Annotated in this window: 16 protein-coding genes, 3 pseudogenes and 2 riboswitches; of the genes and pseudogenes, 4 read left to right on the plus strand and 15 right to left on the minus strand. The window is 36.5% G+C overall.

The features are described 5' to 3' along the window. Positions 1–53: 53 nt before the first annotated feature. From MHH41_RS08785 to MHH41_RS08795, 3 genes are all read right to left on the minus strand, one after another. A complete protein-coding gene (locus MHH41_RS08785) occupies positions 54–179 on the minus strand; it encodes a hypothetical protein (RefSeq protein ID WP_003210976.1) in 126 nt (41 codons plus the stop codon). Positions 180–222: 43 nt separating this feature from the next. Further along, positions 223–558 carry a hypothetical protein gene (locus MHH41_RS08790; protein WP_003210975.1) on the minus strand — a complete coding sequence of 112 codons (336 nt, stop codon included), beginning with the start codon at positions 556–558 and terminating at the stop codon, positions 223–225. A gap of 194 nt (positions 559–752) precedes the next feature. Beyond that, complete coding sequence (locus MHH41_RS08795; protein WP_340866142.1) at positions 753–1,931, minus strand: MFS transporter; 1,179 nt, start codon at positions 1,929–1,931, stop codon at positions 753–755. 205 nt (positions 1,932–2,136) lie between these two features. Between MHH41_RS08795 and MHH41_RS18830 the strand changes: the two are divergent. Together MHH41_RS18830 and MHH41_RS08810 are read left to right on the plus strand one after the other, a co-directional pair. Next, positions 2,137–2,469, plus strand: a pseudogene (locus MHH41_RS18830) (maltose acetyltransferase domain-containing protein). Between the two features lie 740 nt (positions 2,470–3,209). After that, positions 3,210–3,870 (plus strand): annotated as a pseudogene (locus tag MHH41_RS08810) (IS3 family transposase); the annotation flags it as partial. A gap of 22 nt (positions 3,871–3,892) precedes the next feature. Here MHH41_RS08810 and MHH41_RS08815 read toward each other — a convergent pair. Together MHH41_RS08815 and MHH41_RS08820 are read right to left on the minus strand one after the other, a co-directional pair. Continuing rightward, on the minus strand, positions 3,893–4,810 hold the full coding sequence (locus MHH41_RS08815) for a class I SAM-dependent methyltransferase (RefSeq protein ID WP_050944886.1): 918 nt from the start codon (positions 4,808–4,810) through the stop codon (positions 3,893–3,895). Between the two features lie 170 nt (positions 4,811–4,980). Further along, complete coding sequence (locus MHH41_RS08820) at positions 4,981–5,622, minus strand: TetR/AcrR family transcriptional regulator (RefSeq protein ID WP_340866147.1); 642 nt, start codon at positions 5,620–5,622, stop codon at positions 4,981–4,983. Positions 5,623–5,734: 112 nt separating this feature from the next. On the opposite strand from MHH41_RS08820, the gene helD reads away from it, so the two are divergent. Beyond that, entirely contained in the window at positions 5,735–8,080 is a 2,346-nt protein-coding gene (helD, locus tag MHH41_RS08825) for an RNA polymerase recycling motor HelD (RefSeq protein WP_340866149.1), read from the plus strand. Positions 8,081–8,348: 268 nt separating this feature from the next. On the opposite strand, the pseudogene MHH41_RS08830 reads toward helD, so the two are convergent. From MHH41_RS08830 to MHH41_RS18835, 5 genes and pseudogenes are all read right to left on the minus strand, one after another. After that, positions 8,349–8,665: pseudogene (locus tag MHH41_RS08830) on the minus strand (Tn3 family transposase); the annotation flags it as partial. Positions 8,666–9,005: 340 nt separating this feature from the next. After that, on the minus strand, positions 9,006–9,587 hold the full coding sequence (kdpC, locus tag MHH41_RS08835) for a potassium-transporting ATPase subunit KdpC (RefSeq protein ID WP_340866151.1): 582 nt from the start codon (positions 9,585–9,587) through the stop codon (positions 9,006–9,008). Positions 9,588–9,610: 23 nt separating this feature from the next. Next, positions 9,611–11,647 carry a potassium-transporting ATPase subunit KdpB gene (kdpB, locus tag MHH41_RS08840; RefSeq protein WP_340866152.1) on the minus strand — a complete coding sequence of 679 codons (2,037 nt, stop codon included), beginning with the start codon at positions 11,645–11,647 and terminating at the stop codon, positions 9,611–9,613. A gap of 40 nt (positions 11,648–11,687) precedes the next feature. Then, a complete protein-coding gene (gene kdpA, locus MHH41_RS08845; protein WP_340866668.1) occupies positions 11,688–13,361 on the minus strand; it encodes a potassium-transporting ATPase subunit KdpA in 1,674 nt (557 codons plus the stop codon). A gap of 46 nt (positions 13,362–13,407) precedes the next feature. Next, positions 13,408–13,485, minus strand: coding sequence for a potassium-transporting ATPase subunit F (locus MHH41_RS18835; protein ID WP_106032610.1), 78 nt, complete (start codon positions 13,483–13,485; stop codon positions 13,408–13,410). A 604-nt stretch (positions 13,486–14,089) separates the two neighbouring features. Then, positions 14,090–14,232, minus strand: a riboswitch (cyclic di-AMP (ydaO/yuaA leader). A 210-nt stretch (positions 14,233–14,442) separates the two neighbouring features. Further along, positions 14,443–14,595, plus strand: a riboswitch (cyclic di-AMP (ydaO/yuaA leader). A 115-nt stretch (positions 14,596–14,710) separates the two neighbouring features. On the opposite strand from MHH41_RS18835, the gene MHH41_RS08850 reads away from it, so the two are divergent. Continuing rightward, positions 14,711–15,085 (plus strand): DUF2294 domain-containing protein, encoded by a 375-nt coding sequence (locus tag MHH41_RS08850; protein ID WP_404841113.1) that lies wholly within the window; start codon positions 14,711–14,713, stop codon positions 15,083–15,085. Positions 15,086–15,922: 837 nt separating this feature from the next. On the opposite strand, the gene MHH41_RS08855 is transcribed toward MHH41_RS08850, so the two are convergent. The 5 genes from MHH41_RS08855 to MHH41_RS08875 form a co-directional block, all read right to left on the minus strand. Then, positions 15,923–17,026 carry a threonine synthase gene (locus MHH41_RS08855; protein ID WP_340866153.1) on the minus strand — a complete coding sequence of 368 codons (1,104 nt, stop codon included), beginning with the start codon at positions 17,024–17,026 and terminating at the stop codon, positions 15,923–15,925. A gap of 72 nt (positions 17,027–17,098) precedes the next feature. Next, positions 17,099–17,473 carry a RidA family protein gene (locus MHH41_RS08860; protein WP_050944882.1) on the minus strand — a complete coding sequence of 125 codons (375 nt, stop codon included), beginning with the start codon at positions 17,471–17,473 and terminating at the stop codon, positions 17,099–17,101. Positions 17,474–17,484: 11 nt separating this feature from the next. Further along, positions 17,485–18,135 (minus strand): helix-turn-helix transcriptional regulator, encoded by a 651-nt coding sequence (locus MHH41_RS08865; protein WP_284907605.1) that lies wholly within the window; start codon positions 18,133–18,135, stop codon positions 17,485–17,487. Between the two features lie 162 nt (positions 18,136–18,297). Next, entirely contained in the window at positions 18,298–18,978 is a 681-nt protein-coding gene (locus MHH41_RS08870) for a TetR/AcrR family transcriptional regulator (protein ID WP_340866154.1), read from the minus strand. Between the two features lie 42 nt (positions 18,979–19,020). Beyond that, complete coding sequence (locus tag MHH41_RS08875) at positions 19,021–20,190, minus strand: FAD-dependent oxidoreductase (protein WP_050944880.1); 1,170 nt, start codon at positions 20,188–20,190, stop codon at positions 19,021–19,023. Positions 20,191–20,389 lie beyond the last annotated feature (199 nt).

Genomic DNA, 20,389 nt, shown 5'->3' on the forward strand with positions numbered 1-20,389 from the left:
GCAAACGAAAACCCCCTGCGATAAACAGGGGGTTTCTTTTATATACGGGTCATTTAGCTCTCGTGGCTGCCAAACATGTTTGTAATGGCGTGCACTACTTCAATTCCTTGGTAGACGAAAAGAGAAAGTGAAGTGACAGAGAATAGACCTAGAATGAATACTCTTAAGAAAAATAACATCGTGTAAAACCTCCCAATTTTTGTTTTGATTTAGATGGTTGGGTTAAACACGAGACAGTCGGAAATAAGAAGATTGATAGAACACTGCAAGTAAATGCTTCTTTTTCCGGTCATATTGATCAGTATGAGTGATGCGTGCAAATCCAGCTGTCATACTGCCAATCATCAGCAGTACTGTAAATGCGGCAAATACTGCGCTCACATGTTTTTGTTTCTTTTCATCGCCCATGGTCTGAGCTATTTTCATCTCATGTGATTCTTGATCGGCAACCACCTTTGCATGATGGTATACCTGAACGGAATGAGGCATTGAGAACAAATGAAAACTTGCGAGTGCTATGAATAAGACAGCTAATTTTAGCAGCATATTTTTTTTCATTTATCTCACCCCTTCCTGTTTATTTTCATGATCTTACCACGTTTTCTGTTATTTGAAAAGTCTTATTTTTTTACTTTCCCTCTTTAAAAAAGCGATAAACATCAGGACATTTATAGGACTGTTTCACTTCATGAAAGGTTTCAATTTTATTTTTTTAATTTAAAAAAAGTGCCATGATCGAGGATCAGACACTTTTAGTGAACTTGTGATGTACGCGGTTTTGCGACAGCTTTTGTAAAGATTCCTGCAATACATATGGCGAATAACACAAAAATAAAGGCATGAAGCAATCCTACTTGATTGGCAAGCAGCCCTAATATAGGCGGCCCAGAAAGAGAGGCGGTGTAACCTGATAAGGTCACAATGCTGACGCGTTTCACGGCGTACCGGCTATCATCACCAGCTGCAGAAATGGTTAGCGGGAAGCCTAAAGAAGCGCCAAGTCCCCATAAAAAGATCGATATCATACATACCACAAGTGAAATCTTTAAAATGACCAAGAATAGTCCAGCAGCAGCTGATACAATCGCAACTCTGAGCAATAACACCCTGCCGAAACGGTCGATCAAACGTCCGCTGATTAATCTGCCGCTAATCATCCCGCATAAAAATAATGCATAGATGACGGTACTCATGGAATGTGAAACCTGGTATCCATCCACCATTGCAAGTGGAATCCAATCATTAGCAGATCCTTCGACAAATGCAAGACATAAGGCGATCATCGCAAGAGATATCGTCCGTTTGTTCAGCCATGGCGTTTGAGTATCATCTATTGTATCTGACTGCGACTGCTTCTCATGCTGATCCATTCCAGTCCCATGCGGAATATACCGGGTACAAATTAGGGTGCTGAGAAAGAAGAGAAGGGCAATGACAAGTAAATGAATCAACACAGAGACCCCTAGATGAATAAAAAGAATGCCAGCACCTGCTCCAATTAAAGTGCCAATGCTAAAGGAAGCGTGCAATATAGGCAAAATGGTTTTCTTAATCCTGTATTCAATTTCTGTCCCTTCTAGGTTCATCGCCACATTGCACATCCCTGAGCCTGCTCCAAAAAGAAATAGCCCGGCCGTGACGACAAAGATAGAAGAGAGGGTCGAACCAATAGCAAGAGTGGTGAATCCAAGAAACATCAAAAAAGCACTAATCACAATTGCCAATCGTCCGCCTTTTTTTCGAACAAATACATTTGAAAGAACAAGCCCAACAATTGAACCAACGGATAATCCGAGTAAAATGAGTCCCATCGTTCCTGTATTGGCTTGTAATAAATCTCTCACTTCTGGTGTCCGTGAAAACCATGTGGAAATGGAAATACCAGACATCGTGAAAATGATGATGATTGCTTTATACCACTTTAATTCCATGTAATCCCTCACATTTAAAGATGTATCTGTTACTGAACAAATCTACTCGATTATAAATGAGACGGGTCGATTCGTAAATAACTTATGGCAGGAACATGGCCAATTCTATTCAAAAGAAATCATGCCTTCACAAATTCTTCTGAAGAGAAGGTAAAATAAAGAAAAAGGGGAGGAGAGGATCAATACGAAAAGTGAGAAGGAAAAAATGATCCAAGGAAAACATTATGTATCTAGTGATCAAACCTTGATCGCAGATCGTGAAAGAGCGAGACAATTGACCTTTGCATACCAGCAAACCAATCAGCCAGAAAAAAGAACAGCCATTTTATTAAAGGAATTATTAGGCGCTTGCGGAAATGATGTCGTTTTGAACCAATAGAACGTGCAAAAGGCATTGAATTTGGCAAGCCAGTCACCATTGGAAACCACGTCTGGATTGGCGGCGGTGTTATTATTAATCCAGGTGTCACCATAGGCGATTGTGACAAAAAGTGTTCCAGCAAACGTCGTGGTTGGCGGAAATCCTGCAAAATCATGAAATATCTAGATAAATCAAAATCTGGCGAATAAGCGAAGGATTTTGATTTTTCCTTTTTTGTCTCAATAAGATAAGTATACTTAGATTTGAGACACGAAAAATGTATTCGTTGTTTAACTTCCTAGAATATATATTATGTAAACTAAGAAATGAGAATAATGTGAATCCATTGTTGTACACTCCCTCTTATCCATCTCCAACTGCCCTTTTGTATGTAATATCAAAAACCTCTATGTCCAATAAATTATTTTGAATTTAATTATTGTTACCTAATTGCCATCCCTCGACTTCACCCACATATTAAAAAATGTTTTTAAAACCTTGTTATCTTTATTGAAATACTTAACTTCAAAAGGCCTTTCGCAAAGGGTGGATCGCCAGTTAAACAAGCCCTTTCTGTCTCAAAAATCTCTGTTAAAGCCTCTTTCCTAGTATTGGGCTTATTATCACCAAATAACTCAAGACCAAAATCAATTTGTGATCTTTTAGTCGAATTAAAGAACTCTCGATTTTCTTCAATACCGATAAATTGGAGTAGTGAATTATCTGAAATAAATACAGCAGCGCAGTGGTCACTTCCGGACCTAACTGCCCTTCCCAACCCCTGTAATCGTTTGAGCAGTTTGTGCATATCCCTCTCGCACAATAGAATTATATTGTTCTCTTGCTGTGTATGAGTTAGGCTTACCATCAAGCACGAGGATTCTGCAAGAATTCCCTGCCAGATCTACTCCATGTCATATACAAATTATCCAGTCCAATATAAACTAGACGTACTTCACATGGGACGTCTATCATGGAAACAGCTGCACTCTTTAATTTGCCTTCTGATACTACGCTTTGGGACTGGCAGCGTATCATGGAAACACAAGGAGAAGACGCCCCCAAATCAATGAAAAAGGGGCGTCCGTCTATGAAAAAAACAGGAAAGCAAGCACCAGCTAAAGGATCGATGGAACTTTGATTTAAGGCATAAATACCCGGTGAAAGCACTGCTTAAGATCGCAGGTATTCCGCGTAGTACCTACTACTATTTGGTGAAACATTGGAATCTTCATAACCGAGATGTCCATCTGAAAAAATGATTCAAAATATTTACTAAGAACATCATGGCCGATACGGATACCGCCGTATTCGTGATGAACTAGTCAATCAGGGGAAAATAGTCAATCACAAAAAAGTACAGCGCATCATGAAATCACTAGGTCTAAATGCATGGTTCGAATGAAGAAATATCGTTCATACAAAGGCTTAGTTGGCAAAGTAGCGCCTAATATTTTAGCTCGTCACCTTCAAGCTGATAAGCCAAATGAGAAATGGGTCACAGATATGACTGAGTTCAAATTATTTGGGCAAAAGCTCTACCTTTCGCTCATATTAGATCTATTTAATGGAGAAGTGTATTAAGTATCTTTAATATGTTTTATTTTTTTATCGCATGAATGTAATGAATCGTTTCAAAAGCAGATAAGTAATCATTACGATTCTTAAAATAAAGTTCATGAATTTGAGCCGGTGATAGGTGTTCGTAAATTAATAAACCGGATTTCTCTAACATCTTCTCAATTTCAAAGTAAGAAAAACATGATTTCATTGGTTCCCCGCCTATTGAAGCCATTTTCAACATATTTTCAACTCTATTAGAGGTTCCTTTTTCTTCGAATAGTTTCTCGTCTGCATAATCAAAAACGATTGAACTTCCTGATGGAACCTTGGTGAATAAATAATCTATTAAGCTTGAAACTTCCTCTTTAGTTAAATAGTATGAAACACCTAAAAGACTAAAGAACGTCTTTTTGTTATCAAATCCTTTACCTGTTAGGTTTTGATAGGACAATTTTTTTGTGAAGTCCATAGAAACAAAATGAAGATTACTTGGGATTTTTAAATTAGCCTCGTCCAGTTTTTTCTTTTTAAATTCCTGTGTAGTGGGATAATCAATTTCGAATATTTCTAAGATATTTTCCAATTCTGGATGTCGAAAACTAAAAGTATCTAATCCAGCGCCAAGTATGACATATTGTCTTAAACCTAAAGCTACCTCATTAAGTAATACTTTTTCGCAATACGCAGCACGTGATAAGGTTATTGGAGAAAGTTGTACTTGTGTAATCCATTTTAATATTTCTTCTGTATTCCCCTCGAATTTTTGTGCGATATCTTTGTTGAAGAAATGTATGCCTTGAACCATATTCTCTTTGATGTCATTAAATTCTTTTTCGGAAATTAAGTCTTTAGCTAAATAATCATTAAAGATTTTAGGGGTATCATCAAATTGACTATGATAGGATCTGCCAAAAGCTGATATTAACGAAGTTACACTTGACTCATCTTTCTTCATACAAACACTCTCCTTTATTATAGAACAAAAAAATAGGGTTCCCCTGGCCAGGAGAACCCTATTATATAACCGAAAAAAACAAAAGTAAATTATAGCACAAATAAAAAATTTTGTCAAGCGTAAATCGAATTTTTTTGTTTTATTTCGTAACCTTAAATGCTTTAACAAGGTCAATACAACTTTTCGAAATATTGTTTTATTGAAGGGAAGCTACCTTTTGGAGCACCTAATAGTTTTTCATAAATCTCGTCAATCGCATCTAGTTTGGCAATGAGCTGTTCGTGAGTCAATGAGAAAAGGCTGGGATCAAGCATAAAATGGAGTCCGACTAATAAGAATTCCGTAATTTCATCTGGAAAATCCGTGTGAAATACACCTTCTTCTACTCCTTGCTTCAAAACAGATGAAATAATTGGTACATATTCTTTTATCATGCAAACTTTCATTTTCTGATGTAGAAGAACGTTATCTTTGTGATGTAAATGAGTCATTAATCCATCACTGAAATGATTTGATGTTTCCTGTGAAAAAAACTGAATAATATTTATAAACTTCTCTATTGCTTTTAAATCGGAGTTATTATTAATTTGTTTAAACACTTGAACACTTGAATCAATAGAGTCTTGAATTACTGCGTCCGCAATTTCATCTTTTGACTTGAAATAATGATAAAAAGTGCCTTTTGCAACTCCAATTTTTTTAATAATATCGCTAATCGTAGTATTCTCGTACCCATTAGATGAAAACAAATCTTTTGCGACGGAAATAATCTCGCTTCTTCTTTCTTCGGGTTTTTTGACAATTCTGTTCATGGAACTCCCCCCTCGAGACTTATAATTGTCTTTTAAAGATACATCATTGACCGACCGACGGTCAATGATGTATTATTTATTTACTTTTAACATCTTTAAGGAGTGTGAAGAGGTGAAGAATGGAAACCAAGTGCGAAAGTATGAAGAGGAGCGCATTCGTATTGTTTTAAGAGAAATTGAAAAAAAAGTCGTTAAGTTGGATCATGATTCTGGTGGATTAAAGAAAGATGTCATTCATCTAAAGAAAACCTTTTGGGATGATGTAAAAATAAATCTAGATAATCCTGAAGATGCTGGTGAAACCTTATCAAGCATTAGACAGCAGGCGGAGATGCTGTCCGAGAGAGAAAGAACGCACCGTCAGCTAGATAAGCAGAGGAAGACCTTATCTCGATTAAAAGATTCTCCATATTTCGCCCGTGTTGATTTTCTCGAAAATGGTAAGGAGACAACAAATAACGTGTACCTTGGAGTTTCGAGTTTAATGGATGAAAATGAAGAAACATTTCTTATTTATGATTGGAGAGCCCCTATTTCCAGTATTTATTATGATTACTCTCCAGGATCAGCCCAATACGAAACAGTAGAAGGGATAATTCAAGGAGAAATAGAGTTAAAGCGTCAGTTTATCACGAGAGATGGGCAAATCAAAACGATGTTTGATACGGATGTTACCATTGGCGATGAACTTTTGAAAGAAGTACTTGGCAATAATGCGAGTACCAATATGAAAAGCATTGTTGCTACCATTCAGAAAGAGCAAAATCAGATTATTCGTAACGTGAAAAGCAAGTATTTAGTTGTACAAGGGGTTGCTGGAAGTGGGAAAACCTCTGCAGCTCTTCAAAGAGTTGCTTATTTGCTATATCACTACCAGAATGAGATCACGGCTGAAAATATTATGCTTTTTTCACCTAATTCTTTATTTAATCGCTACATTGCTTCTGTCCTCCCTGATTTAGGGGAGGACAATATGCAGCAGCTCACATTCCAAGAATATGTGGAGAAGCGTCTTGGAAAACAATTTGATGTTGAACATCCGTTTACGCAAATGGAATATATGCTTACATGTCAGGAACATAAAAAGTATCCTGCAAGAAGAAAAGGAATACGGTATAAAGCGAGTAGCGATTTTAAAGCTTTGATTGATTCCTATGTTGTTATTCTCTCGAGTGAAGAGCTTATCTTTAAAAATATTTCTTTCCGAGGAGAAATGTTGATTAGAGCTGAACAAATTAAAAACTATTTTTATTCACTAGATGCATCTATCTCCATTCCAAATCGTATGCAGTTAGTAAAGGAATGGCTTCTAAAAGAATTAGGAAAGAAAGAAAAATTGGAAAGAACCAAAGATTGGGTAATAGAAGAGAGTGATCTGTTAGAACTTGAAGAGTATACAAAAGTTTATAGTGAGCTACTGAAGGAAGGAAGATTTTCTGAGAATACGTTCGACGATTTTGAACAGGAGCAAAAGAAAATAGCTAAAATGATTGTCAAAAAACACTTTAAACCAATACGAACAGCTGTAAAGAAACTAAAGTTTATTAATGTAGCGGCGATTTACTGTCAACTGTTTAAACAGAAAGACAACATCCTTCAAAAGCTTAAAGATACACTTCCTGAAAGTTGGGAAGAAATTTGTTCGTATACATTAAAAAAGCTACAAAGAAAAGAAATGACGTATGAAGATGCAGCGCCTTATTTGTATCTCCAAGATAAACTTGAGGGAAAAAGAATAAACACAAGAATACGCCATTTATTAATTGATGAAGCACAGGATTATTCACCCTTTCAGTTTTTTGTTCTTAAGCAGCTTTTTCCTTATTGCCGAATGACGATTCTAGGTGATTTTAATCAGGCGATTTATGCCCATACTCTAAATGCACCAACCTTACTATCAAGCGAATTATATGTAAAAGAAAATTTTGAGAGAGTAGAGTTAACGAAAAGCTACCGTTCAACTCGTCAAATCGTTGAATTCACAAAGGGAATTATAGAAGAAGGAGAAACTATTGAAGCTTTTAACAGAGATGGTCAGAAGCCTACTTTTACGAAGGTTGAGGATCTTGACACCCTTCAATCTCGAATAACACAGAAGATTCGTCAACTGCAGTCAGCAAACCATGAAACAATCGCTGTGATATGTAAAACGGGAAAAGAATGCAAGGAATCCTATGAGCAATTGAGTAAGCAAATGGATCTCAAGATGATTGAACAAAGTGCGATTTCCTATCAAAAAGGTATCTTAATTCTCCCTGCTTATTTAGCAAAGGGAATCGAATTTGATGCTGTGATCATATACGATGCTTCTAATATAAAATATGGAAGAGAATTTGAAAGGAAACTCTTTTACACTGCATGTACGAGGGCTATGCACGAGCTTCATCTTTTCTCCGTAGGGGAAATGAGCACGTTTATGAATAAGATTCCTGAAAATTCGTATGAGATTACAGTTTGAGTATAATTTCAATGAGGAATTGCTAAGCGTTTAAAAGCCGCCCTATCACTTCAATTCCTGCCAGATTTGCGGATGCTTCTTTTTCTTTGACATTAAATATGAAAGCCGATGAATCCTTAGCGTAGGAAAAATCGGCTTTATCCATCTAGAAATTGTCTTAGCGTATGTTTTCCGCGTTTGGCTGGTAGGACCCCAAAAAGAGCTGGCTCTTTTTGGGGTCATCAACTATTAGATGTTTTGGTGTTCTTCTTTTAATAAAGTAAACTACTGCTTCTTTTTCTTTTCGGGTTGTATTTTTAGCCTTATTTCCGAATTTAAGCGTAATTTCATCCAATAAATCTGCTAAATAATCAATAAATTCCTCATGACGATTCGAAAATAAGATGGCAAGAAGGGTATAGCGAATGGGTGCAGGGTGTGCACGCAATTCCGTTACGGTTTCTGTAACTGCACGAAGTCTACATTTCTTTACTAATTTCGGAGTCAAATGATGAAATAATCTTGGAGGAATGTGTAGGTGCCGAATAGCTAACAATTTTCACCTTCTATTTCCATGGTGTTTACACTTGATTTGCTAGGAGAAGAAAACTTTGCTACTTCTTATCTTTATTTTGATTTATTAGTCGTTCATTATGGATCCACTTTTGCCTTCCACAATAATAATGGATCCACTTTTAACTTCTGTGAAAAGAGTATAAAAGTGGATCCATTAAATTATTGAATCCTTATTTCACTAGTGTTAATAAAGTATTCAATGGATCTATATTTACCTTCTTGTACACTATTGCTTTTTTATGTTCTTCTTCTTTATGTAAATGTATACAATGATTCTTATCTAATTTTATCTCCATTTAATTTCAAAACCTCTACGACCTTCTCAATAAATTAATTCGGTCGTAGAGTTCGGGCTTTTTGAGCTTCTTGCTTAGTTAATGATATGTTTATTCTGAATGAACTTTTCTAACTGAATATTTAATTCTAAAATATTGACTCGAGGCTCTCCAAAAAGACCTAATTGGCGATTTTTTTGATTCTTTTTGATAAGAGCAATTAGTTGATCCGGAGCAATGCCTGTTGCTTTAAAAATTCTTGGCACCTGTAATTCAGCTGCCTCTGGTGACAAATCAGGATCTAATCCAGAACCTGAAGTGGTAATTAAATCAGGTGGAATTTTGCTGCCTATATTTCTATTCTCGCCCCTTAATTGCTCTATATTTTTTTCTACTTTTTTTATATATTCCTTTGATGCAACAGCAGAATTTGTGGCAGCTGAAGCAGTTGGATCATACTTAGCAGCTGATAGTCTTGGATGAAACCATTGAGCCCCTTTAAAATCTTGAGCTAATAATTCTGAACCTTCTACCTTTCCATTATGAATGACAAGGCTTCCTTCCGCTTGTTTATGAAATAAAACTTGAGCTACCCCTGTTGTAGCCAAAGGATAAACCAACCCACATAGTATCATAAAAACTATTGATGTACGTAATGCGATTATAATTGATTTCACTGGTGTTCTCCTCCACTTTCTTTTTAGGCAAGATGCAATGCGGATACAATGACATCAATCATTTTAATACCAATGAAGGGCACAATAACCCCGCCAAGTCCATAGATTAATAAATTTCTAAACAGAAGCCTATTTCCGTCCATTGCTTTATACTTTGCCCCCTTCATCGCAACAGGAATAAGAAGAGGAATAATGATAGCGTTAAAAATTAAAGCAGAAAGCAGTGCTGAATTTGGTGATGTTAAATGCATAATGTTAAGTGATTGTAACTGCGGGATTGTCATAATAAATAGAGCTGGAATGATGGCAAAGTATTTAGCAATATCATTAGAGATAGAAAAAGTTGTTAAAGCTCCTCTCGTAATGAGTAGTTGCTTCCCAATAGCAATAACAGATAAGAGTTTTGTCGGATCTGAATCTAAATCAATCATGTTGGCTGCTTCTTTTGCGGCCATCGTTCCAGAGTTCATCGCAACCCCTACATCTGCCTGTGCTAATGCTGGTGCATCATTAGTCCCATCACCTGTCATAGCAACAAGTTTACCTTGTGTTTGTGCCCTTTTAATCGCTTCTATTTTATCTTCTGGTATAGCTTCTGCTATAAATTCATCTACACCAGCTTCTTTTGCAATTGTTGCTGCAGTTAATGGATTATCTCCTGTACACATAATTGTTTTGATTCCCATGCCTCGCAGTTCTTCAAAACGTTCTTTTAGTCCTGGTTTTACCGTATCTTTCAGATAAATAATTCCGTATATCTTATTATTAATAGCGACTGCTAAAGGTGTTACTCCTGCTTTTGCAACCCTATTAGATATTTCCTCAAAGTCAACAGGTATGCTTCCATCATTTTCAATGATATATTTCTTGATTGAATCTACTGCGCCTTTTCTAATAACTGTTCCATTCATTAGATTTAGGCCAGACATTCTTGTTTCTGCTGTAAATTTGATGATCTCTGCATTACTGTAATCTTCGTTCCAATTAACTCCTAATTTATTAGAAAGTTCTACTATTGACCTTCCTTCAGGAGTTTCATCTTTAACAGATGCTTTTAGAGCTGCTAAAGTAACTTCCTCTTTGGTAACATTAACTACAGGGACAAAATCACTCGCCATACGATTTCCAAAGGTAATTGTTCCTGTTTTATCTAATATCATGGTATCTATATCACCAGCAGCTTCTACTGCTTTACCTGACATAGCCAATACATTAAATTGAGTGACACGGTTCATTCCTGCAATTCCAATGGCAGAGAGTAAGCCTCCAATTGTAGTAGGAATTAGACAAATGAGGAGTACTATTAATGTTGTTACATCAAGTTTGACTTTTAAATAATCTGCGATCGGAACAAGCGTCATTATAACCACTAAAAAAATTAATGTTAACACCGTTAAAAGTGTTGTAAGTGCAATTTCATTAGGTGTTTTTTGACGAGATGCTCCTTCTACTAAAGAAATCATTCGATCGAGAAACGATTCACCAGGATCTGCTTGGATTTTCACAATGATGTAATCTGAAACGACCCTTGTTCCTCCTGTTACCGATGAGAAGTCACCACCAGCTTCTTTAATGACAGGTGCAGATTCACCTGTAATAGCTGATTCATCAATAGATGCTAACCCTTGAATGATTTCACCGTCAGAAGGAATAATATCCCCAGTATCTACCCGTACAATATCTCCTTTATGTAAAGAAGTAGATGGCACCTCCTGATAGCTTCCGTCTTTTTGTCTTACTTTTGCCAATGTTTCTGATTTTGTTTTCCTTAATGTATCTGCTTGTGCTTTACCTCGCCCTTCTGCAAGAGCTTCTGCAAAATTAGCAAATAATACTGTAAATAAAAGAACAAGAAATACAGCAATATTGTAACCGTGTCCGACGTTACTTTCGCCAAAGATGTTAGGGTTAAAAGATAAAATCAGCGTAATGAAAGTTCCTACTTCTACTACAAACATGACGGGATTTTTGATCATTACCAATGGATTTAACTTTTTAAATGCATCTATACTTGCTTGAAACATATCATTTTTTGAAACAACTTTTTTCTCAATTGCCACGAGGCATCCTCCTTATTTGTTTTGCTGCTTGTCTGTTGCATTACTGAAACATTCCTAAATGTTCTGCTATTGGCCCTAGTGCTAGTGTCGGGAAAAATGTAAGAGCTCCGACAACCAGAATGACTACTAATAGAATAATTGTAAACATGGGTGTATCTGTACGAAATGTTCCTGAAGTTGTCGCAACAATCTTCTTAGTAGCTAATGAACCTGCAATGGCTAGCATTGCTATAATGGCAATATATCTTCCGAATAAAATAACTAAACCGATAGCTATATTATAAAAATCAGTGTTAGAGGTAAGACCACCAAAAGCTGATCCATTATTAGCTGCACCTGATGTAAAAGCATATAATACTTCTGATATCCCGTGGAAACCTGGGTTTAATATTGATGAAACTGGTCCTGAGAGCGATAAAGCAATTGCTGTAGGAACTAGGATAAGAATTGGGTGAATTAAGATAGCGATTGAAGCTAATTTGATTTCTTTAGCTTCAATCTTTTTTCCTAAAAACTCTGGTGTACGCCCCACCATAAGCCCACAAATAAAAACTGTTAGTATGACGTATAGCAATCCATTTAATAGTCCTACTCCTTTACCTCCGAATATGTTATTTAACATCATCTGAGCCAATGGAACAAGCCCGCCTATGGGCGTTAAAGAATCATGCATGTTGTTTACTGAACCAGTTGTTGCTGCTGTTGTAACTGCGGTAAACAAAGCAGATTCTGATATACCAAAACGAACTTCTTTGCCTTCCATATTCCCATCAATACCCAAATGATTTAAAGCGGGCGTCCCATTATATTCGGCAATAAACACAACAGAAAGGAACACGATAAACATCATGCTCATTGTGGCAAATATAGTGAAACCTTGCTTTTTGTTTTTAACCATGACACCAAATGCATATACTAAAGCTGTAGGTAGTAGCATCATAGATAAAATGTGAACAAAGTTTGTTAATGGCGTTGGATTTTCAAATGGATGTGCTGCATTTGTTCCAAAGTATCCACCACCATTAGTTCCAATGTGTTTAATAGACTCTAAAGCTGCTACGGGACCTCTTGTTATAATTTGGGTAATTCCTTCAAGAGTTGTAGCATGAACCGCACCATGAAGTGTCTGAGGTACTCCTTGAAATACTAAGAATAAAGCGACAATAAAAGATAAAGGCAAGAACACACGTATGATGGAACGAACAAGGTCAACGTAGAAGTTGCCAAGGTTATCTTGACGGCCTACTAAACCGCGTATAAATGCAATGGCTACAGCAAAACCTGTAGCAGCTGATGTAAACATAGGGAAAGTAATAGCTATCATCTGTGATAAGTATGACAGTGAATTTTCCCCACTATACGCTTGCCAGTTTGTATTGGTAATGAAAGAAGCGGCTGTGTTAAATGCTAATCCAGAAGACATATTCTCTATACCGTCCGGATTTAAAGGCAAGTATTTTTGTAATCTGAAAACTCCATACATCAACATCATCATGATAAAATTAGAAAGCAGAACAGCAAAGACGTATTTTTTCCACCCCATACGCTCTTTTTCGTTAACTCCAATAAAACGATAGATGACACGTTCCACTGGTCCGAAAAATTGATTCAATCTTGTTTCTTCATAGTTAAATACTTTTACAAGGTAGAGACCAACTGGCTTTACTAATAGCCCAATAATGAGTAAGGTGACCGCTACCTGTATAAGTCCCATCGACATTTGTATTTCCTCCTATTTGCTGCTCTTTAATTTTTAATATTTAGAATTTTTCGGGTTTAATCAGCACATATAACAAGTAAATGATCATAACTAATCCAATTATTGCAGGTATAAACATATTATTATCCTCCTTATGCTTTCTCACAAAACAACGTAAAACACCAAAAAAGAACAAAGGATACTATAAAAAAACTCATTGTTATTAAGTCATTCATCGTTTTTTCTCTCCATTCATTTACTAATTGCATCGCAATTTTAATTTCTACACCGTTTGACTTTCTTATGAACGTCATATCGTTCATCAAATATAAACCTAGTCTCCTACTTATTGGATTGATCGAAAGTAGACAAATTTTATATTTACGCTTACTTCCTACAAAACTTGAAATAAGCCTAAGAATAAAAAAATAGACCAATGCTTACTTATCTCCCTGTGAAATGGTAAAGAAACAAATAGGTATCTATAACTATGCCTTTGAAGTTAAAGACATAGAATTCCTATCCTTCTCTTAACAATTCCAACTGTGGAAGAAAAGTACTCATTGGTCTACCTAATGCCTAGCTAGCGTTAAGCTCTCCCTGCATTCTGTCTCCCTGTTCTTTTCTTAAGATACAGTTTTATATCAATTTTAAACAAATAAAAAAGACCCACAAAACATGATTCAATAAATATTTTACTGCAAAAGCAATAGAATATCCGTTGAATTAATAGGCGGTCTGTTGACCTCCTTCGCTTTAGCCGACGAAGTTAGCTGACGGGTAGGATGGCGAAAGAGTCATCTCATCCCTTCTACAATCTGTAGAATTAACCCCAATTAATTGGTTCCTCCGTTCCTGAATATTCAGGACTAGGCCGATATATGTTTAATTTAATGGTTTGATTATACGATTATAAATTTTACTTGTAAAGAGACATTTTCAAAAAAATTATTTAGTTATGGTCTTTCTTTTTCATTAATCACCAATAAACTTATGTTAGGCTTCTCTTCTATATCCCCCTCCCTTATTAAATAAAAAATCTTCTTTACAATTCCAGTATCATTAATTATGATAATTGATGTTTTAACAAATGAATGAACTTAAATCGCTAAATCTTGATTGTAAGAGCGGGGGAACCAGAATAAAATGGAACTGATTCATTTTAGGGGTGAAACTCATCATTTTGAGTAGGGCAACTCTCATGCCCGAATCCGGCAGCTAACCTCGTAAGCGTTTGAAGAGAGATTGTTCCTATTTGCTTAGAGGCTAACGAATTCCTAGATTTGTTGGTTTAATTGTAAGAAAAATCCTCTTCTCGGTTTTTTGTTTTATTACGACAGAAAGAATTATTCGGAGGGAAAATTATGGGACAATCTAAGAAAAAGTTAGAAACTGAACTCAGCGAGGCTTTTATTAAATTTCAACGAGAATTAATTGGTCGAGGACCTCGAGAGGCAAAAACTTATATTGTAGAGGATATGATTCTTTTACGCTTTAAAGGTGTTTTGACTGTTGAGGAAGAACACCTTGTTACCCATGATATAGGTAAAGGTCTTGTGAAGAAGATGAGACAGGTCCTTAGGGAAATGTATAGTGAAGATTTTAAGGCAATTGTGGAAAAGCATACAGGGTGTAATGTATTATCTAGCCATAGTGATACTAGTACAAAAACTGGTGAACGAATTGAAGTATTTGTGATGAATCAGAATATTTCGAAGTTACTTAATAATATTGAGTAACACTGACCTACTATGTGAGATTGATTTTAGTATTAACTTTTATAGTCTAGCGCTTAAAACTTTAGATTCATTAAAAGACGAAAGAGTATTCTCTTTTGGTCTTTTTTTCGTTTCAAGATTATTTGAGCAATCATAAAAACAGTATGAATATTAGAAATCATGACTCGTGTTAATTCTCATTCATTAGATTAAGTAGTTCTTTAGCTAAAGTCTTCGAACCTGATAACTTGTAAATATTTCATGTCCCCTTGAATAGATCATCAAAAGTTTGATTATGCAACTGAATGCTTTATTTTTCAGACAAGAAATGTAATACACATTACCTTTTGGAATTTCTTTTCCAAGTGTTCCGTGCTCACTCCATTAAACGAAACGCCCGTTCAACCAATAATCTTTCGTTTGAACTTAGAAAAAGCAATTTCTCCTAAGTTATATAAAAATTTTGCCATTCACTTACTCCTTTTTCATCGAATTCATGATGTTCACCTCTTGATTCTCCGCAATGAAGTGGAGTGAAATTGTACTTTGGGGCAAAAGGGATTGTACAGGCAAGAAAAAGAGCATCTCTCTTGAGATACTCTTAGAACGATTATATAATTCCAAAAATCTCATTTTGTTCATGCGCTAGTTCCATTCCCTCTGCCAGATAGAGAGCGTTCATTTTATCTATATCATCATCTGGCCAATTGTGGATCAGTTGACGCAATCTCGCAGCGATAGTCTGACAAACATCTGGTGATAAGTAACTATCAGAATCTGGTTGTTCCAGCAAAATGAGTAAAATCCAATCCCACGAATCATTCCTCCGTTTTCAAATTGTATTCTAGTCATATCGGGTTATTTTGATTTAATCCCTGCACCACAAAGAGGTATGACAATGGTTTCTTCTGGTTCCTTTTGATATTTCATGTAACCAGCCAAATTGACTGCAGATGTCACTTCGACATAAAATCCTTTTTCACTCAGTTTAGATCGTGCATTTAAGATCTCATCTTCTTCAATATCAATAAACGTACCATTAGTATCTAGTACAGCTTCTAAAATTTGTTTGGAGCGTGCTGGAGCAGCAATGGCGATCCCTTCTGCTAAGGTCCCTTTATTCGTCACAGGTGATGCTGATTTTTCTTCATTTTGATAAGCTTTCACAAGGGGTGCACAGTTTTTCGCTTGTACGGCAACGATTTTCGGTATGTTATGAATGAGACCATTTTCAAATAACTCTTTAAAGCCATAATACGCACCTAGGAGGAGAGTGCCGTTTCCAACCGGAATGATTAAAGCGTCAGGTGCTCCTTTTAATTGCTCATAGATTTCATAGGCGTATGTTTTTGTACCTTCAAAAAAGTAAGGGTTATAGACATGGCTTGCATAAAAAACGTTTTCGTTGTCTACTGCTTTTTGGGCTGCGGCTGCAATATCCTCTCGAGTACCACGAATTTCTTTAATCGTTGCTCCATGGGCTTTTATTTGAGCGACCTTTTTAGGTGAAGTGTCATCGCTTAGATAGATGTCACAGGCAATCTCGCAGCGTGCTGCATAAGCTGCAATCGCCGTTCCTGCATTCCCACTACTATCAGCAATCACTTTTGATACCCCGAGTTCCTTAGCCTTTGTCATTAGAACTGCGGCTCCTCGGTCTTTAAAGGATAATGTCGGCATCATATAATCAACTTTTACATAAGTGTTTGGCTCATTAGGATCTAGAACGATTAAAGGGGTTTGACCCTCCCCCATTGTGACAGTTTCCCAAGTCTTAGAACCTTTTGAAAATGGCATGGTTTCAACATAACGCCATAATGAGTTTGGATAGTGATCCCAAGCTGCGATATCTATTTTTGGGGTATCTTTCACTAGGTTTAATACTCCATCACAATCACATCTCCATAGAGTTGGTGTCATCTCATACTTTTTCCCGCAATGGTTACAAATCAATTGATTCATCAATCATCAACCCCTTCAAATATTTTTTTATACGAAATATAATTTTTTATATATAGTAGGCAAAAAAAGATCTTAAATATATGCAATGGCATCAATTTCAATTTTGAAACCAAAATGTAATTCATTCGTTGGTACAATAGTACGTGCTGGTTTATGTTCACCGAAAAAATCAGTATAAACAGCATCAACTTTGTCCCATAAGTGAATATCCGAAATGTATAATGTCATGCGCAAAATCTTCTCTTTGTTACTTCCAGCAGCCTCTACAATCATCTCTACATTCTTAAGCGCTTGTAATGTCTCTTCTTCAATGGGGCCGAACTCTTTTTCTCTCGTTTCGGGATTGATGGCAAATTGTCCTGAAACATAGACCGTGTTTTGATGAATGGTTGCGAATGCATAGTGTCCGTTTGATTTTAGATTTCCTACCTCGAGTATGCTTTCCATTTTGACTCTCCTTACCTCGATTTATTTTTGATTTCATCCAAATAGCTATAGACGGTTACTTTGGAAATGCCTAACATAGATGCGACCTTCTCAACAGATCCTTTCATTAAAAAAATGCCCTTTTCATCCATGAATTTAATTAGTTCAATTTTTTCATGACGTTTCATGACTGGATGAACACTGTTTTGAATGATTTGTTGAATCAATTGATCTACTATTTCTTCCACATTTTCAAGATCATCATTTGATGTTGTTTCTTTCTCTGGAGCTTCCACTTGTGTAGAAAGAAAAGTATCCATAAATTGCTGCATTTGATTCAGGGCTTCAACATCAAAGTTGATACAGAAAGCACCAATCACTTTTTGCTTTGAATCACGTATTAATGAAGTCGAAGAACGAATCGTACGCTTATCTTCTGTAACAAATGTATAGCCAGCCAGATAATCTTCTTTAAAATCTTCTGATTGTAATACAGTCTTTACTAGATGATCAAATGATTGGCCGATTTCTCTTCCTGTCACATGGTTATTTACTGTAAACATGACAGATGCTTGAGGGTTCGTTAAATCATGAATCACCACTTCACAATTTGGTCCAAACATTTTTGCAGTAGATTTTGCTAAAGGAATATAACTCTCTAATAAGTTTTTAATATGTTCCATGCCTAAGCACCTCATTTTTTTATTCCACTAGATTATATAATTTTTTATATATAAATACAATATATAGATTTATTTATATATCATGATGCTCACAAGATCACAAATTTGAAAATCACCATATAAAAAAAGCAGCCATTGACTGCTTTTTGCTTGTGCTCCTTTCTAATTGATTTCTTTCTGGATTCCATACAAAATGACGTCAATTCCCCATCGGAACCGTTCCATTGATACGGTATCACCTGCAAACATTTCTTCTTTTACACTATGAATGAAAGGAAAACGCGTTTTGTCTGCATCATGAAATGATTTTTTAATGTCTGAAATCTGCGAAGAGTCATGTTTCTTCCAAGAGACCTTTTCGTAAGCTACCGAAGATACGTATAACAGCAATAGGTCTACTCCCCATGCAGCGGATGTAGATTTGATCCCGCCTTCATGCAATGCAGCGAGAATACGTTCGGTCAACTGAAGAAAGTTCGTTCCTTGCGGGATGGTGGAAAGAGAAATTTCAGCGAGACCAGGTTTTTCGAATAGCAGTAGGAAATAAGTATGCAATATGTCAAATAACTGTTCTTTCCATGTGCCATTCTCTGAATCTGGGTAAACCATTTGGCCGAGACCATAATCCAATACGTAAGCACTGAGTTCTTGAAAATTGTTCACGTAGACATACAAGGATGCAGGTCCCGTATCCAATGCTTTAGCCACCTTACGCATACTCATGCCCTCTATCCCTTGCTCCTTAAGAAGCTCATAGGCCGTTTTCACAATGAGCTCACGGCTTAAGGGCTCTTTAGCCGGCCGAGACCGGCGACTTATAATACGACGATTTGAATTGTTCATACTCTCTTTATAACATGTCAAAGTAAAATAGTAAATTGAGCATCAATCACCGTTTTCTTGAAAAGAATTCATCATATCTGCAAGCTTGACCGCAGCGTCTTTTGAAAAACACAGTTTTAAACTATTCTCCGATTCATGTGCCTTTTCCGATGAATATTCGTACATCATGTCTTCGTATTCCTCAATGGCCTTTTCAATATCATGAGGATGTCGGACAATAGCAAGTGCTAGCTCCCTTGCATCAAACATCGCCATGTTTACACCCTCGCCTGCGAATGGTGACATGACATGAGCTGCATCACCGATAAGCGTTACTCCTTTATGACGGTTCCATTTAAAACCGGTAGGAAGCGTATAAATCCGTCTTGGAATGATGGCATCTTCTGCATAACGAATATACTTTTTCAGCTGATCATCCCAATCACTAAATAACTCTAATAATTGTTCTTTTGCTTCTTTCGCTTGATGAAACGGTATACCACAAGTCTCGATCCAGCTGCGTTCTACCATAAGGCTTGCATACACTTTGATTCGTCCATCTCCGTTTAACTGCCCAATTATCCCTTTGTGATCAGCTAAAGCAAACATCTTACCACGTTTATTAAATTCAGCTAAATCAGGGTGGTTCGCCTCTACGCTTAGGACATTCAATTCCAGCATCGTGAGCCCAGAGTATTCAATCTCAATATCTGTTAACAGAGGACGCACACGAGAAAATGCACCATCAGCCCCAATCAAAAGGTCAACTGTCTCGACAACCCCGTTTTCAAAATGAAGCTCCGTCATGCCGTTTTCTAATGAAACGCATCTTTCTAGTTTATATCCATATTTGATGTTTGCAGCATCAATTTGATCTAACAGCAGTTCGCACAACACACCACGATCAATTTCTGGACGAGTGCCTTTTTGATCTGATTCCGTTTCTTCATCTAAATAAATTCTTCCTGATTTATCAAGTAATCGGAAATCTTCTCCTTCATAACGGGCATTCCTTTGAAATTTCTCATAAACTCCTGCTTCTTTTAAGGCTTTTTGGCCTGTTTCTTCGTGAATATCCAGTGAGCCTCCTCGTTCAAGACTCTTGTCATGCATCTCCCGTTCGTAGATAGTTGTTTGTATACCGTAATTTTGCAGAATTAAGGCGAGTGTTAGCCCCCCAGGTCCTCCTCCAATAATAGCGATTTGCTTTTGGTTCTTAGATAATGCCGTCATCGTATGCATCTCCTCTTCTTTTACGGAAATCGTTTAAAACTACATCTCATTTATATTATAACGAACATTGTTCGTAAAGAACAGTGTTCGTTTGAAATTTGTTTGTTTCACGATTGTGTTTTAATGAAAAGAAACCACTCGCCCGCCATCATATGATACACTCCATCTAGGAATATTAAAGGTTTTCATTGTTCAAATT

Source organism: Bacillus sp. FSL K6-1145 (genome assembly GCF_038003425.1).
Taxonomy (GTDB): Bacteria; Bacillota; Bacilli; order Bacillales; family Bacillaceae; genus Bacillus; species Bacillus pumilus.

Coding starts and splice junctions, on each gene's coding strand:
- MHH41_RS08865 (WP_284907605.1), bottom strand. CDS start 18,135: ATGGAACATATTAAAAACTTATTAGAGAGTTATATTCCTTTAGCAAAA.
- MHH41_RS08815 (WP_050944886.1), bottom strand. CDS start 4,810: ATGAAGAAAGATGAGTCAAGTGTAACTTCGTTAATATCAGCTTTTGGC.
- MHH41_RS08795 (WP_340866142.1), bottom strand. CDS start 1,931: ATGGAATTAAAGTGGTATAAAGCAATCATCATCATTTTCACGATGTCT.
- MHH41_RS08785 (WP_003210976.1), bottom strand. CDS start 179: ATGTTATTTTTCTTAAGAGTATTCATTCTAGGTCTATTCTCTGTCACT.
- kdpA (WP_340866668.1), bottom strand. CDS start 13,361: ATGGGACTTATACAGGTAGCGGTCACCTTACTCATTATTGGGCTATTA.
- MHH41_RS18835 (WP_106032610.1), bottom strand. CDS start 13,485: ATGTTTATACCTGCAATAATTGGATTAGTTATGATCATTTACTTGTTA.
- MHH41_RS08855 (WP_340866153.1), bottom strand. CDS start 17,026: ATGAATCAATTGATTTGTAACCATTGCGGGAAAAAGTATGAGATGACA.
- MHH41_RS08790 (WP_003210975.1), bottom strand. CDS start 558: ATGAAAAAAAATATGCTGCTAAAATTAGCTGTCTTATTCATAGCACTC.
- MHH41_RS08870 (WP_340866154.1), bottom strand. CDS start 18,978: ATGAACAATTCAAATCGTCGTATTATAAGTCGCCGGTCTCGGCCGGCT.
- MHH41_RS08860 (WP_050944882.1), bottom strand. CDS start 17,473: ATGGAAAGCATACTCGAGGTAGGAAATCTAAAATCAAACGGACACTAT.
- MHH41_RS08820 (WP_340866147.1), bottom strand. CDS start 5,622: ATGAACAGAATTGTCAAAAAACCCGAAGAAAGAAGAAGCGAGATTATT.
- MHH41_RS08875 (WP_050944880.1), bottom strand. CDS start 20,190: ATGACGGCATTATCTAAGAACCAAAAGCAAATCGCTATTATTGGAGGA.
- MHH41_RS08850 (WP_404841113.1), top strand. CDS start 14,711: ATGGGACAATCTAAGAAAAAGTTAGAAACTGAACTCAGCGAGGCTTTT.